We start from the raw sequence: 14,234 nt of genomic DNA, 5'->3' as shown, positions 1-14,234 counted from the left end.
GAGGCCTCGCTTGACGAAAGGGGATCTTGAAAGAGTGGCGGCGCTGGCTGCCGATCTCAAGAAAAACGCTGTAAATACCGTTGTAGCGGCTGTCGCAGGTCCCGGGCAAGGTGTTGTGTCCGCTGTCGCAGATCGGCGAGAGACCTTCCCTGGCGCCAGTGATGATGGCAGTGGACCCGCAGCAGGAAACTGGCCAGCGCGCCCTCGCCATCCAAATCGCTGTCGTTGCACAGCGGCAAGGCCGGTAGGCGGGCATGAAGCCGGGCGGCGAAAGCGCCGCTGGTGACACCGACTTCCGCGCCGCTCTCGTTGTGCAGTGGTGTGGTGCCAAAGCCACAACTGGGCGAGCGCGACTTCAGCACCATGCCATCCAGTGCCGGCGCCAGACTGTCGGCGTACTCCGCCAGCGCATCACTGAAATCATCGTTCGGCGTGGCCAGGCCGCGCACGCGCTGCGCCTCGCCCACAAGCACCACCTGGATGGGAGGACGGGGCACCGGCAGGCCGATGGCGGTTTCCGGACACAGCGGCACCAGGGTAACCCGGGCCGCCAGGGTGTTGGCCACGCCGGCATGGTATTTGTGGCCGCCGTCGTAGCGCACTGGCTGGCCCAGCAGGCAGGCGCTGGCCGCCACCCGTGGCCGCTCCGGGCGTCCCTGGGAAGGCTCGAAGCCCATTTCTCTGAGCAATTCCGTTAGCATAGTGGGCCCGTCCGGTTTCACAACGAAGGATCTCCCATGCAAGGCGTATTTCTCGACATCGAAACCATCAAGCCCTCCGAGCTGGATTTGTCGGCGCTGCGGGCCGCGCTGTCCGGCTGGACCTTCCATGACCGCACCGCCCCGGAGCAGGTGGCCGAACGTCTCGCCGGCGCCGCCGTGGCGGTGACCAACAAGGTGGTCATCGACCGGGCCACCATGGACGCGTGTCCGGACCTCAAGTTTATCGGTATCTCCGCCACCGGCACCAATAACGTGGATCTGGGCGCGGCGCGGGAAAAAGGCATCGTGGTCAGCAATGTGGTGGGCTACTCCACCGCCACCGTGGCACAGCATGCGGTGGCGCTGATGCTGGGCCTCGCCACGCAATGGCATCGATACGACCGGGATGCCCAACAGGGCCGCTGGAGCGAATCCACCATGTTCTGTCGCATGGACTACCCGGTGGTGGACCTGGCAGGCCGTACCCTCGGCATTATCGGCTACGGCGCTTTGGGACGGCAGGTGGCGGCCATCGCCCGGGCAATGGGAATGGACGTGCTGGTGGCCGCGTCACTGCGCCCCGGCGCGGGCCCGGCGCCGGACCGGGTGCCGCTGCCCGAGTTTCTCCGTCGCGCCGACGTTATCAGTCTGCATTGTCCACTCACCGAAGACACCCAGGGACTGGTTAATGATGATTTCCTGGCCGCCATGCGCCCCGGTGCTTTCCTGATCAATACCGCCCGCGGGCCATTGGTGGACGAAGCGGCACTGGAGCGGTCATTGCGGGCCGGGCATCTGGGCGGTGCCGCCCTCGACGTGCTCAGCCAGGAGCCGCCACCGGCGGATCACCCTCTGCTCGGTGGCGATGTGCCGAATCTGATCGTCACCCCTCACAGCGCCTGGGTCAGCACCGAATGCCGTCAGCGTATGGTCGACCAGGTCGTGGAGAACATCCATGCCTGGCGGAACGGACAGCCGGTCAATGTCGTCAACCAGGGAGGATGAGCCATGTGGTACCAGCAGACGATCACCCTGAAGCCCCGTGCCCGGGGCTTTCACCTGATCACCCGTGAAGTGGTCGAGGCACTGCCGGAGTTGGGGCGTTACCGGGTGGGGCTGCTGCATTTGTTCATCCAGCACACCTCCGCGTCCCTGGCCGTCAACGAAAACGCGGACCCGGATGTGCGCGGAGATCTGGAGCGCCATTTCAATGTGATGGTGCCGCAGGACGCGCCGCACTACGAGCACACCCTGGAAGGGCCGGACGACATGCCCGCGCACATCAAGAGCGTGCTGATCGGGCCGTCCCTGTCATTGCCGCTCCATGATGGGACCCTGGCCCTGGGAACCTGGCAGGGGATTTATCTGTGCGAGCACCGTGATCACGGCGGCGCGCGCGGAATAGTGGCGACCTTGCAGGGCGAGTAGCCCGCGTTGGTTTGGGGGTGGATTAGCCGGAGGCCCCGAAGGAGCGGACCAGGGCCCGCACCGGTGGCGAGGGATCGCGCGTGGCCAGTACCAGTTCGAAAGCGGCTCCGGGGGCCGGCAGTGGGTGGTAGCGGATCCAGTCTTCGCGAAAGCCCTTCATGCTTTCGGGCACGATGGCGACGCCAACGCCGACGGCCACCAGGGACAGCACGGCGTGCATGCCGTGTGCTTCCTGCGCGACCCTGGGAACGAAACCGGCATCGGCGCAGAGATGGACAACTTGAAGATAAAAGCCGCTTCCCTCAACGCTGGGTCAGAGTACGAACGGTTCGTCCGCCAGTTCGGTGAGGGCAAGGTCGGAGCGCCGGCTCAGCGGGTGGTCCCGGGGAAGGGCCAGGCACAGACGGTCGTGGTCAAATGGAGTGACAGCAATATCCTGGGCGTTGGTCAGAGGTGGAATGAGAACGCCCGCGTCCAGCTCTCCGTCTCGCAGCGCGGCGATCTGCGCGGCGGTGGTCGCTTCGCGTAATTCCAGGCGCACCTTTGGATAAGTCGAACGAAACTGGCGAATGACCGTCGGCAACCGTCCATAGAGCGCACTTCCTACATAGCCGAGGCGCACCACTCCGGTGCGGCCGGCCGCCACATCCCGTGTGGCGGTGACCGCTTGTTCCGCCTGGCGCAATGTCTCACGGGCCTGTTCAAGAAAAGTCCGGCCGGCGTCGGTCAAACCAAGCACGCGTTTGTCCCGTTTGATCAGGATGACGCCGAGTTCGTCTTCCAGCTTTCTGATGGCGTGGGTGAGGGGAGGCTGCGACATGTTCAGCCGCGCCGCCGCCCGGTGAAAGTGCAGCTCTTCCGCCACCACGACAAACTGTTCAAGCGTGCGCAGGCTGATGCGAGGGGGATCGGTAGTGGTGATGGTTCACCTCCGGAGGGCTCTTCGCTTGATACTTTCAATATATTAACAGGCTACTTTAATGGTATTGGATATATCAAACAGCGACTCCTAAGCTCCTTGAGAATCCTCAAGAGGCTGTGGGAGTAAGCAATGACGGACTTTGACGGGCAAGTCGTGCTCATCACCGGAGCCGGGCGCGGTCTTGGGTTGGCCTACGCTCGATGCATCGCCGAGCAGGGCGCGAAGGTTCTGATCCAGGATTCCGGTGCGGACACTGGCGGCCATGGACGGGACCTGAAGGTGGGGGAGCACGTGGCGGCAAAACTGCGTTCGCAAGGGCTGGATGTCCATGCCCTACCGGGGACCATCGATACCCGGCAGGCGTGCATTGAACTGCTGCACAGGGCTTTGGCCGTCGGAGGAGGACGTCTGGACGCCCTGATCCACAATGCGGGATGGGTCGCCTACGAAAAGATCGAGGTGCTGGAAGAAGAGTCCTTTGATCGGATGATGGCGGTTACCGCCAAGGCTTCCCTGTGGCTTGCTCAGGCTGTCTGGCCCGCGATGAAGGCGGCGGGGTACGGCCGTATCGTCCTGACCACCTCCTGCAGGGCACTCTATCCCCAGTATGTTCAGGAAGGGCTGGCGTCCTACGCTGCCGCGAAAATGGCCGTGGTCGGCATCATGAACGTGCTGGCGTCCGAAGGCCGGCGACACGGCATCGTCGTCAATGCGGTGTCGCCGGTGGCGAAAACCCGCATGTGGGGGATCGAGGATGAACCGGACGAATTGCTTCCCGCCGAGGTCGCACCCGGCGTGGCGTTCCTGGCGTCCCGAAACTGCACGGAAGGCGGCTGGGTATTGCGCGCCGCGAACGGTCAGTTTCATGCCACCAGGGCGATGGAAGCCGCGGGTGTGGATTACCCTCGCGATTTGCGCGCGGTCCGGGCTGCAACCACCGACGAAGTCGCCGCGCGCTGGTCGCGCATTGCCGTGGGCAACGAGGAACCTCGTTCGTGAGCGCCGTATCGGTGGCGTTTCCGGGGCAGGCAATGCTGGGCGAGAGCCCGGTCTGGAGCCGCTTCGGCGACGGCTTGCTGTGGGTGGATACGATGGCTGCCTCCCTCAACAGGTACTGTCCGGCGACCGGCGAGAACGTCCGACAACCGATGCCTGGCCCACTGGGTTTCGTCACCGAGAATCAGGCTGGCGAACTGATTATCGGGATTGGCTGTGATGTGGCAACGGTGGATAAATCCGGCGTGGTGCGGCGAGTCGCCACGGCGCCGCACGCGCGGGACGGCTACAGATTGAATGATGCCCGTCTGGATCCGGCCGGCCGCCTGTGGGTTGGCTTGATGGATGAACAACTGAGTGAGGGGAGCGGCTATCTCTATTGCCTGGAGCCGGACCTGCGATGGCGCGTTATGGATTCCGGGTTCACGCTCATCAATGGCCTCCAGTGGAGCCGTGGCGGGCGAACCCTCTATGTGACGGATTCACGGCGAGGCCTCATCCATGCCTACGCTTATGATCCCGATTCGGGGAGCGTCCGTGATCGCCGGGAATGGCTCCATATTGATGCGAACCTGGGCAAACCGGACGGGCTGACGATCGATCGGGAGGGCTTTCTGCTCAGTGTGCTCTTCGACGGTGCCGCGATCGCCCGGATCTGTCCGCGCGGTGGCCTGGAGCACCTGATCTCATTGCCGGTCCCTCGCCCCACCAGTTGCGCGTTTGATGCGGATCTGACCTGCCCCCAACTTTCTAATCCATTCTGATCTTAGTAATGTTCATCACCAGAGAGGACGATGAACATGAAGAAGCGATTCACCGAAGAACAGATCATTCCCATTCTGAAGGAAGCCGAGGCTGGCCTGCCGGTCAAAGAGCTGTGTCGCAAGTACAACATCTCGGACGCAACCTTCTACACCTGGCGTAAGAAATACGGTGGTTTGGAGGTCTCTGAGGCCCGTCGTTTGAGGGCCCTGGAGGAAGAGAACGCCCGGCTCAAGAAACTGCTGGCCGAGTCCATGCTGGACACAGAAGCTCTGAAGGCGGCTCTCAACCGAAAGTACTGACCGTCGGGAACAAGCGCGAGGCTGTGCGTACCATGCTGTCGGAGACGACGATATCCGAGCGCAAAGCCTGTTCACTCGTCGGGTTATCCCGCGCAACGATGCGGTATCAGTCTCAGCGTTCTCCCGAGGAGCGTGAACTGACAGAGCGCATCAAAGCCATTGCGTTCGAACGTCGCCGGTTCGGGTACCGGCGTGTTCATCAGTTGCTGCGTCGTGAGGGTGCTGAGGTGAATCACAAAAAGGTTTATCGACTTTGGGAAGCAGGCTTGGCCGTCCGCAAACGCAAGCGCCGTAAAGGGGTGATGGTCGAACGGCAGCCCTTGGTTCTGCCCGATGCGCCGAATCATACGTGGTCTATGGATTTCGTCATGGATTCCTTGACCAACGGGCGCAGGATCAAATGCCTGACGATCGTGGATGATTTCACCAAGGAATGCCTCGACATTCCCGTTGCTATGGGAATCTCAGGCGAACAGGTGGTCCGCACCCTGGATGGCATAGCGGCCTTCAGAGGCTATCCAAAGGCCGTCAGAACCGATCAGGGGCCGGAATTTACTGGCAGAGCATTGGATCAATGGGCTTACCATCATGGCGTTGAGCTGAAGCTGATCCAGCCTGGAAAGCCGATGCAGAATGGTTACGTCGAGAGCTTTAACGGAAAATTCCGGGATGAGTGTCTGAATGAACATTGGTTCCGGGATCTTGCTCATGCCCGCGAAAAGATCAGCAACTGGCGCTTGGACTACAATGAGCGGCGACCGCATTCATCCTTGGGGTATCAGACACCCCTGGAGTTTGCCTCCGCTCTCCGACTTGGAAAAACTGATTCAAAAGTAACGGACATTACTAGGGAGCAGTTGGATTAAAGACTGGGGGCAGGTCAGGGGAGGTTGAAGAATTTGTGAATAAGCGAGGCTGAACAGACGCTAGAAACGAAAGGTTGAAGCCCCGTCAGGATGGCGTTTTAAAGCTAAGTTTGCTAAAGTAACGCAATTGCACAGACACTTGCGGGGCTCTCTATGAAGTTTTCTGAAATCAAGAGTGAGACATTGAATTTACGTGTTTCCCCCAGCTTTAAATGGGCATTGAAAAAGGTTGCGAGCAGCGAGCAGCGCAGCATGGTAAACATGCTCGAAGTGTTGCTTAGCGAGTATTGCGATCGAAAAGGTATCGCAATTGATGAAAGTAATACTCCAGTCGCGAGAAGTTGGGGTGAGGAGAAGCATAGGTCTTACGTGAGGGGAGTAAAATGACCTTTCGATACCTTGGATCAAAATCTCGGCTGATTGATCAGATTGTAGATCATATGCCCCCACCTAAAGACGGGGCGTTTTTTGTGGATGCATTTTGTGGCACGGGAGTAGTGGCTGAGGCCGCTGCTAAGCTAGGCTGGAATGTCAGAATTAATGACAATCTTTATTCTGCTGTGATTTCAGCCGGTGCTCGACTAATAAGTAAAAAGCAAGCAGCCTTCAAAAGGCTAGGTGGTTATGAGTCAGCGGTTTATAGATTGAATAATGCGCCTCCGAAGAAAGGGTTTATATGGCGTGAATATAGCCCTGCGTCTTACGATTTTTGTGGTATAGAAAGACGTTATTTTACAGAAACAAATGCCGCGCGTATCGATGCTATGCGAGACCTTATAGCTGAATGGAGGGATTCAGGTAGTATTGATGAATTAGAAGAGAGGCTGTTGATTGCTGACCTTTTTGGAGCTTTGAATCGGGTAGCTAATATAGCAGGGACCTTCGGCTGTTTTCTTTCCAAGTGGACCACACAGTCGCAAGGGGAGATTGCGGTTCGTTGCCGCGAACTCAAAGAAAAGACGGTGCGTGTTGAGGCCGTAGTTGGGGATGTGTTTGACGTTCCAAATAGATCGCAGGACGTTGTGTACTTAGATCCGCCTTATACTAAACGTCAGTACGCCAGCTATTACCATATTCTAGAGACTCTGGCGATAGGTGATCGGCCCGAGGTTGAAGGGGTTGCGGGTCTAAGGCCATGGAAAGAGCTCGCATCCGACTTCTGCTACAAAACAAGAGCTTTAAAAGCGCTTTCAAATTTAGTTAATAGCTTAAAGGCTGAAAAAATACTTCTCTCCTATAGTAGTGAAGGACATATATCAATGCCTGATATGAAGGTGGAACTTTCTAAGGCAGGCAAGTCGACGATGTACCCGTTAGGTAGTATCGGGAGATACCGCCCTAATAAGGTTGCAAGCGAAACAGCTTCGGAAGTCAGCGAGTTTCTTGTGGTGGTAGAACGGGTTAAAGAACGTGAAGCGGATTTCAGACCGAAGAAAAGTATTTCTGCTGATGGCTTAGTAGGAAGTTTTGCATGAGCTCACCAAAACCGTTGGAAATGGAGTATTTGGCGGCAGTAGAGAAGCCTCTTTTGGAGGCGATGGGGTATGAGCGAGGAGCTTCAGGATATGAGTTGCGGCTTCAGATATTGGAAGCGGTAGCTTCACGATTTGGTGGATTTGACCTAGGGAAGTTTCAAGAAGTTTTTGGAGTGAAAAATCAATGCCCTACAGGTGAGCTGTTGGGCTTGGCTGCTGGAGTTGTCAGCGCAATTGAACGTACTCCTATCGCTCCAGCGTTAGCACTAAGTGCGCTGGCAAGAGAGTCGTTGCATGAAGGTGATCGGAAAAGAACTGGTGCATACCATACAGATTTCCGACTAGCTAGTAGACTAGCTCAACTAGCCGCCCCAAAGCTTACACATGAGAGCAAAGTCATAGACCCGGCGGGTGGCGCGGGAATGCTCTTGGCAGCATTGACCTATGCTGTATGTGGTATGGACCGAGCCAAAGCGGCTTACTGGTTGGCCAATTGCGTATATGCAGCAGATTTATCTGAAAATTCGTTGCGTGGGGCCATTTTAAGTCTCGCTGTTTTTACAGATGATCTGTCTGTTCTGAAGGCTATGCGGTCCAACTGGTACTGCGGCGATAGCTTGATGGCACCGCCCGAAGTTTGGGAGTCTATGGCTCCAGGTGGTTTCGACGCTGTAATCGGAAATCCGCCTTGGGAAAAAGTAAAGATCTCTCGGCATGAGTTTCTCAAGTCTTCGGGCCAAAAACGCCACTACGGAGCGAATATTGAGAGCATGGACGAAGACAAGTTCTCGGTGCAACGTGAAAAGGTTGCTACTTATTCTCTCCGGTTACTCGAGCGTTACCCTATCCTCGGTAGTGGTGATCCAGACTTGTATATTGCCTTCACTGACTTGTTTTTTAGTCTTTGCAAAGATCAAGGAATAGTTTCCGCCTTAGTGCCCGGCGGGTTGATTCGTTCGCAAGGAACTCAAGGAATACGTCGTAAAGTATTTGATGCTTGTCAAAGCATATCGATATCAATTCTCGATAACAGGGCGCGATTCTTTGCGATAGATACTCGCTTTAAATTCTTGGCTGTAGCATTAGTTAAATCTGGTACCGACAAGAGAAAGCGTGATCCGATCCAGCTTCTACATGAGCGAGGCACACCTAATGGTGTGGAGGTTACAGGGACAGCAACAATTGGACGTGCTGCGCTCTCTGCTACGCGAGAGGATTTGAGTATTCCGGAGGTTCGTAGCGGAGCTGAATGGAGGCTTTTTACCAAAATTACGGAGGCGGGAATCTCTTGGACGAGCCCAGGTAATGGTTGGGCACCTAAGTTTTGCCGAGAGGTAGATATGACAAAGGAACGGTCAAAGTTTACTGACCGTCCTTTACACGGGGCGCTCCCGCTTGTGGAGGGGCGAATGGTGCAAGCGCACCGCTTTGGCGTAAAAGGTCATGTGGCTGGTAGCGGGCGGAGCGCCGAGTGGGAAGCCTACGCGATTGGTGCCTCACGCTTGCGTCCTCAGTTTTGGATATCTCCTGCCGATATACCTTCAGCTAATCAGCACCGAGTGGGGCTAGTGCGCGTTGGTTTTTGCGATATCGCTGGGCAGACAAATGAGCGATCGCTCATGGCTGCATTAATACCACCAGGCGTTGTTTGTGGGAACAAGGTTCCTACTATTGTATTTCCAGAAGATCCGTCGGAAGATCGGCTTTATGTATGGTTGGCTATCGCGAACAGCTTTGTGTTTGACTGGATGCTCAGACGAGTTCTCACTACCACAGTGAATTACTTTTTGCTTCAAAGCGTCCCGATGCCGAAGCTTGCGAAAGGTGGTTTGCCATGGAAAAGGCTCGAAAATGCTTCGCGGGAGCTGCAAACTCTCGATTTTAGTGGGGCTTCAGATGAAGTATGGAAGCGCGTGGCTGAGCTTCGGGCTGAAATAGATGCTGAAATAGCAGTAGCTTATGGCTTGAGCTTGCAGGATATGAACCTGATATTGAAAGATTTTCCAATATTGGATCGCGGGCAGCCTCCGCTTCCGGCAGAAGCAAAGTCGACAATCACTCGTGATACGGTTCTGGCGACTGTTGCAAAACGAACTGCCGAAGACGCCAAGTTATGGAGCCAGCGGGTTGTTGATGCTCAGAATTTAGGGGCAATAGCTTATGTCCCGTCTGAACTCGTGCGAATGAATGAAGACCAAAAAAAAGGAGAGAGAAGGGGTGGCTAATGGATCAAAGGATGTAGCCCGAATTTTGTATAAAGAAATCGTGCCTGGCGATATAAGGAAAATATTAGCCCAATCCAATGACTCGGATTCGGGGGGCGGTGCTCGAGATTTCCGGTTCGGCTCATACAGCAAGCTTCTACCCATTATTAAGATGATGTTCCCCAACGTCGTTAAGCAAAAGCGAAAGCGAGGATCGACTGTCGAGATTGACGTGTTTCAAGGCAGGTTTTTTTGGCTAAACGATGTTGGGAATGAGGAATCGAAGGAGTCCTTTTTTGAACCACCTACTGATGTCCGGCCTGCTGAAGGGCGCATAGCACGTGTTCATGAGTACGGTTGTTTTGATACGAAGCGCTTGCCTGTAGGCGGGGTAGGTAATCGTGTCATCTTGCTTCTTATACAGCTATATGATGGGACAGTGTGGCCATATTATGCAGAGGAAAAGACTTTGCGTACTAAAGGAGTATGGGACCCTGTAGTGGCCGATGAGATATTAGGTTGTATAGATGCGAGTCGGCCTTCAAATCGTGCTGTGATTGGGTATCGGGACTTTTCCAGCCTAGATAGGTATTGCAATGGTAAGTGAGGCCTGCAAGCAAGCATTGAAGCTCTTGGCGCGTTCGCGTAACGTTTTGATATCAGGGCCTCCAGGAACAGGAAAGTCTAAGCTACTTGCTGAAGTCGCTTTGGCATTCGAAACAGGTTTTGGAGTCACGATGAAACATGGGAAGCCAAAGCTTAATCCTATCGGAGGTATACCTATACCACCTTCGTCTGGCACGGATTCAAGCGATATTCCTGCACCAAAAAGAATTGATAGAAAGGTGTTTCGTACAGTCTTTCATCAGAATACTAAATATCGTGACTTTGTTTCAGGTATAACTCCGGCAATTAATAAGTCCGAGGGTGACGGTGATTTTACTATCGTAAAGGGAACTCTTTATAGGGCTAGCGAACATGCAAAATCACCAAATGGCGCGGCACTCTTGATAATAGATGAAATTAATCGGGGGCCTGCAGTTCAAGCTTTTGGTGGTGCAATTGTAGCTATAGAGTCAGACAAGCGTCTTGACCCCAATGGTGTCGCGAGAGCTGAAACCCAATACTTTGAACTGCTCGATCCTGATACAGGTGAGATCGTTGAGTATGCGCTGCCGTCCGATTTGTATATTTTAGCGGCAATGAATCAAGCTGATGCTTCTGTAGAACCGTTAGATGTGGCCTTTTTACGGCGGTGGGAACCACTACGACTTGAGCCTGAAGAGGCGGCGCTACGGGCATTTTATGCGTTACCAGCCTATACAGAGGATGACCTTCCCGACCAGCCTGAGCATGCTAATCAAGCATTGGAAGCATCAGTACGTGCTTGGGTAGCGGTGAACAAACGTATATCGCTAGGGCGGGGAGGTGAGTACCAAATCGGTCACGGGGTCTTAATGTCAGACGGTGATCTTCAAGGGCTATCTTTAGATGAAGTACTTAGTATCCTCTGCATTGGCTGGTCAAAAGTTAGAGCTCATGTAGAGGAGGTTTTCTTTGGTGATATTAGAGGCATCGCAGCTGCATTGAATGCCTTGGATGGGCCATCTTTCAATCCATTCCGACTCACTGAAACCACCTTTGCTGATGACCTGAGGTTCATGCTCGAGGGCCCTTCCAATTTGTCAGAGGCCGATATCTATTCGGCCTTACGTGCGTTCGCGCAGGAGTAGTCGTGGCGTATGCTAGGAAGCGGCTATCTCTCGTGGAGTACGGCTCGCCAGTTGAGGTCGTACAAAAAATAGCTGCGGCTATAGGCATTGGTCGTGCCGAAGCAAAAGCAATGCTGATGGATGCGGGGAATCGAGCAGCGTTAAGCTTGGGGCTGGGATATAACCCGATAAGTGTGAGTGAAAAAGGGGCAAGAGCAACTGATTTTGCGGGACTTATTCGGTTAGCACCTTCTCTTGAACTCGAGGTGGCACCTAAGTTTCTTGGGTTGGATGAGCTCGATGCTCGATGGCGCGAAGATTTTTTCTTTCTTTCCACCCTTTCACGCCATGGGCGTCTGCTAGCGTCGGAGCGCTTGTTAGCATCGGGTGGCACACCTCGCGACCTTGCGACTTTGGTTGCTAGATCACTCACGGGGATGTATGCAGACCTAAAACGACGACCTTTGCGCAGCTATCGCAGGGTTAGAGAGGTGGATTTCTATATTGACGGCGATCCTGATCCGGTGGATTTGGTTCTTCCTTCCTCTGAAGGGTTTGAGCAAGAGGTGATTCGTTTCGATCGATGGAATAGTTGGAATGCTGATATCATGGGTGCCGCTAAGGCCCTATTGCCCGAGGTGCGTGATCCGACAGTAGTTGGCTCTTTGGTGCGACTAATTGAGGAGCTTTCCCCTCAACGGGGAGCGACGAGCCGACGTAGACCAATTCCATCGAGGCACCAAGCTTGGCAACCCTTACACAGCCTCTCACTGGATGTGCTGGATGGTTTGGGGCTCAGCTATCAGCAAGGTAGAGCTCATGCCCCAGGGTATTTGGTAACAACGTGGCGAGTGTGGGAGGATTTGCTAACGGTCGCAGCGCGTTTGGGTTTTGGCGCCTCAGTTGTAATGTCACAAAAAGGTTTTCTGCTAGGGACGAAGACTAGACCTAGTACCGGGGCAGTTACTCCCGTATCAGTCTATCCCGACTGTGTGATCGAATCCGATGGATTGAGACCGCGGATACTTTTAGACGCTAAATATAAAGGGCACGTTGAGAAAGGAAGGCTCCGTATCTCCGAGTCCGATGTCTATGAGGCATTGGCGTTTGCGAAAGCCGCTGCTGCTACTAAGGTAGTGCTTGCGTACCCCGCGCAGCCCCGAGGCGCCCTGCAGGAGACAGGGGCTTGTACAATCTTTGAGAGGGTTCAAGTGGATGCTGTTCAGATAGTTGGGATGCAGATTGAGGTTCGGGGCATTTCATCGCGAGGAGCTTTAAAGCGGTTTTCGAGTTTCTTAGCCGATGCCGTATCTCATGCATTCATTTATTGAAAATTTCCCAATGGTATTTTTCATGGCATTGAACATCTTTATTTTTGTATCTTATTGATTTTTAAATAAAAAAATATGCAGAATATAATCGAGTGGGAGTGATTTGATTTAGGTTGCTAGTAAGGGCTTAGTTAAAGGCCGTCGGCGCGGGAGCGTCGGCGGCCTTTTTGCGTTTGGGAGGAAGCGTTGGTCAAGATATCAAGAGACTGTCTGCGGTGGGGTTTGTAAGCGGCTGATTTTTCTGCTTTATTTCAAGTCTCATAGGGAGTCAAGTAAAGGGGTATAACGCCGGCGCGTTCATTGGATATTCGAGCTGGCTGACCTGCCCCCAACTTTCTAATCCATTCTGATCTTAGTAATGTTCATCACCAGAGAGGACGATGAACATGAAGAAGCGATTCACCGAAGAACAGATCATTCCCATTCTGAAGGAAGCCGAGGCTGGCCTGCCGGTCAAAGAGCTGTGTCGCAAGTACAACATCTCGGACGCAACCTTCTACACCTGGCGTAAGAAATACGGTGGTTTGGAGGTCTCTGAGGCCCGTCGTTTGAGGGCCCTGGAGGAAGAGAACGCCCGGCTCAAGAAACTGCTGGCCGAGTCCATGCTGGACACAGAAGCTCTGAAGGCGGCTCTCAACCGAAAGTACTGACCGTCGGGAACAAGCGCGAGGCTGTGCGTACCATGCTGTCGGAGACGACGATATCCGAGCGCAAAGCCTGTTCACTCGTCGGGTTATCCCGCGCAACGATGCGGTATCAGTCTCAGCGTTCTCCCGAGGAGCGTGAACTGACAGAGCGCATCAAAGCCATTGCGTTCGAACGTCGCCGGTTCGGGTACCGGCGTGTTCATCAGTTGCTGCGTCGTGAGGGTGCTGAGGTGAATCACAAAAAGGTTTATCGACTTTGGGAAGCAGGCTTGGCCGTCCGCAAACGCAAGCGCCGTAAAGGGGTGATGGTCGAACGGCAGCCCTTGGTTCTGCCCGATGCGCCGAATCATACGTGGTCTATGGATTTCGTCATGGATTCCTTGACCAACGGGCGCAGGATCAAATGCCTGACGATCGTGGATGATTTCACCAAGGAATGCCTCGACATTCCCGTTGCTATGGGAATCTCAGGCGAACAGGTGGTCCGCACCCTGGATGGCATAGCGGCCTTCAGAGGCTATCCAAAGGCCGTCAGAACCGATCAGGGGCCGGAATTTACTGGCAGAGCATTGGATCAATGGGCTTACCATCATGGCGTTGAGCTGAAGCTGATCCAGCCTGGAAAGCCGATGCAGAATGGTTACGTCGAGAGCTTTAACGGAAAATTCCGGGATGAGTGTCTGAATGAACATTGGTTCCGGGATCTTGCTCATGCCCGCGAAAAGATCAGCAACTGGCGCTTGGACTACAATGAGCGGCGACCGCATTCATCCTTGGGGTATCAGACACCCCTGGAGTTTGCCTCCGCTCTCCGACTTGGAAAAACTGATTCAAAAGTAACGGACATTACTAGGGAGCAGTTGGATTAAAGACTGGGGGCAGGTCAGA

Annotated in this window: 12 protein-coding genes and 1 pseudogene; 11 read left to right on the top strand and 2 right to left on the bottom strand. The window is 54.7% G+C overall.

Features of this window, described 5'->3' with window-relative positions; genetic code table 11:
- Window positions 1-56: 56 nt before the first annotated feature.
- Window positions 57-701, bottom strand: coding sequence for a 2-thiouracil desulfurase family protein (locus tag CRO06_RS02270; RefSeq protein WP_218839857.1), 645 nt, complete (start codon window positions 699-701; stop codon window positions 57-59).
- A gap of 36 nt (window positions 702-737) precedes the next feature.
- On the opposite strand from CRO06_RS02270, the gene CRO06_RS02265 reads away from it, so the two are divergent.
- Window positions 738-1,706 carry a D-2-hydroxyacid dehydrogenase gene (locus CRO06_RS02265; protein WP_022995137.1) on the top strand — a complete coding sequence of 323 codons (969 nt, stop codon included), beginning with the start codon at window positions 738-740 and terminating at the stop codon, window positions 1,704-1,706.
- Between the two features lie 3 nt (window positions 1,707-1,709).
- The gene (locus CRO06_RS02260; RefSeq protein ID WP_097057650.1) at window positions 1,710-2,129 is read left to right on the top strand and encodes a secondary thiamine-phosphate synthase enzyme YjbQ; all 420 of its coding nucleotides are present in this window, start codon (window positions 1,710-1,712) and stop codon (window positions 2,127-2,129) included.
- A gap of 22 nt (window positions 2,130-2,151) precedes the next feature.
- On the opposite strand, the pseudogene CRO06_RS20120 reads toward CRO06_RS02260, so the two are convergent.
- Window positions 2,152-3,021: pseudogene (locus CRO06_RS20120) on the bottom strand (LysR substrate-binding domain-containing protein).
- 159 nt (window positions 3,022-3,180) lie between these two features.
- On the opposite strand from CRO06_RS20120, the gene CRO06_RS02250 reads away from it, so the two are divergent.
- The 9 genes from CRO06_RS02250 to CRO06_RS02205 all read left to right on the top strand — a co-directional run bounded on the left by CRO06_RS02250 (window position 3,181) and on the right by CRO06_RS02205 (window position 14,215).
- Window positions 3,181-4,050 carry an SDR family NAD(P)-dependent oxidoreductase gene (locus tag CRO06_RS02250; protein WP_097057649.1) on the top strand — a complete coding sequence of 290 codons (870 nt, stop codon included), beginning with the start codon at window positions 3,181-3,183 and terminating at the stop codon, window positions 4,048-4,050.
- Window positions 4,047-4,811 carry an SMP-30/gluconolactonase/LRE family protein gene (locus CRO06_RS02245; protein ID WP_218839855.1) on the top strand — a complete coding sequence of 255 codons (765 nt, stop codon included), beginning with the start codon at window positions 4,047-4,049 and terminating at the stop codon, window positions 4,809-4,811. Before CRO06_RS02250 ends, CRO06_RS02245 begins: the two co-directional genes overlap by 4 nt.
- 36 nt (window positions 4,812-4,847) lie before the next feature.
- Window positions 4,848-5,977, top strand: a protein-coding gene (locus CRO06_RS02240) for an IS3 family transposase (protein WP_097057700.1) whose coding sequence is annotated in 2 segments (ribosomal slippage) — window positions 4,848-5,106 and window positions 5,106-5,977 — 1,131 coding nt in all. Because the reading frame shifts where the segments join, the coding sequence is not laid out codon by codon here.
- 153 nt (window positions 5,978-6,130) lie between these two features.
- Window positions 6,131-6,364: a hypothetical protein gene (locus CRO06_RS02235; RefSeq protein ID WP_097057648.1), complete on the top strand. Its 234-nt coding sequence runs from the start codon at window positions 6,131-6,133 to the stop codon at window positions 6,362-6,364.
- Complete coding sequence (locus CRO06_RS02230; protein WP_097057647.1) at window positions 6,361-7,452, top strand: DNA adenine methylase; 1,092 nt, start codon at window positions 6,361-6,363, stop codon at window positions 7,450-7,452. The genes CRO06_RS02235 and CRO06_RS02230 overlap by 4 nt, the downstream gene beginning before the upstream one ends.
- Complete coding sequence (locus CRO06_RS02225) at window positions 7,449-9,677, top strand: Eco57I restriction-modification methylase domain-containing protein (protein ID WP_097057646.1); 2,229 nt, start codon at window positions 7,449-7,451, stop codon at window positions 9,675-9,677. Before CRO06_RS02230 ends, CRO06_RS02225 begins: the two co-directional genes overlap by 4 nt.
- Window positions 9,678-10,252: 575 nt before the next feature.
- Window positions 10,253-11,389 carry an AAA family ATPase gene (locus CRO06_RS02215; protein ID WP_097057644.1) on the top strand — a complete coding sequence of 379 codons (1,137 nt, stop codon included), beginning with the start codon at window positions 10,253-10,255 and terminating at the stop codon, window positions 11,387-11,389.
- Window positions 11,390-11,421: 32 nt separating this feature from the next.
- Complete coding sequence (locus tag CRO06_RS02210) at window positions 11,422-12,699, top strand: McrC family protein (protein WP_244902756.1); 1,278 nt, start codon at window positions 11,422-11,424, stop codon at window positions 12,697-12,699.
- A 386-nt stretch (window positions 12,700-13,085) separates the two neighbouring features.
- Window positions 13,086-14,215, top strand: a protein-coding gene (locus tag CRO06_RS02205) for an IS3 family transposase (RefSeq protein ID WP_097057700.1) whose coding sequence is annotated in 2 segments (ribosomal slippage) — window positions 13,086-13,344 and window positions 13,344-14,215 — 1,131 coding nt in all. Because the reading frame shifts where the segments join, the coding sequence is not laid out codon by codon here.
- The last annotated feature ends 19 nt before the right edge of the window (window positions 14,216-14,234 follow it).

This window comes from Alloalcanivorax xenomutans (genome assembly GCF_900217905.1).
Taxonomy (GTDB): Bacteria; Pseudomonadota; Gammaproteobacteria; order Pseudomonadales; family Alcanivoracaceae; genus Alloalcanivorax; species Alloalcanivorax xenomutans.
This window is presented reverse-complemented; position numbering and strand designations above follow the sequence as displayed.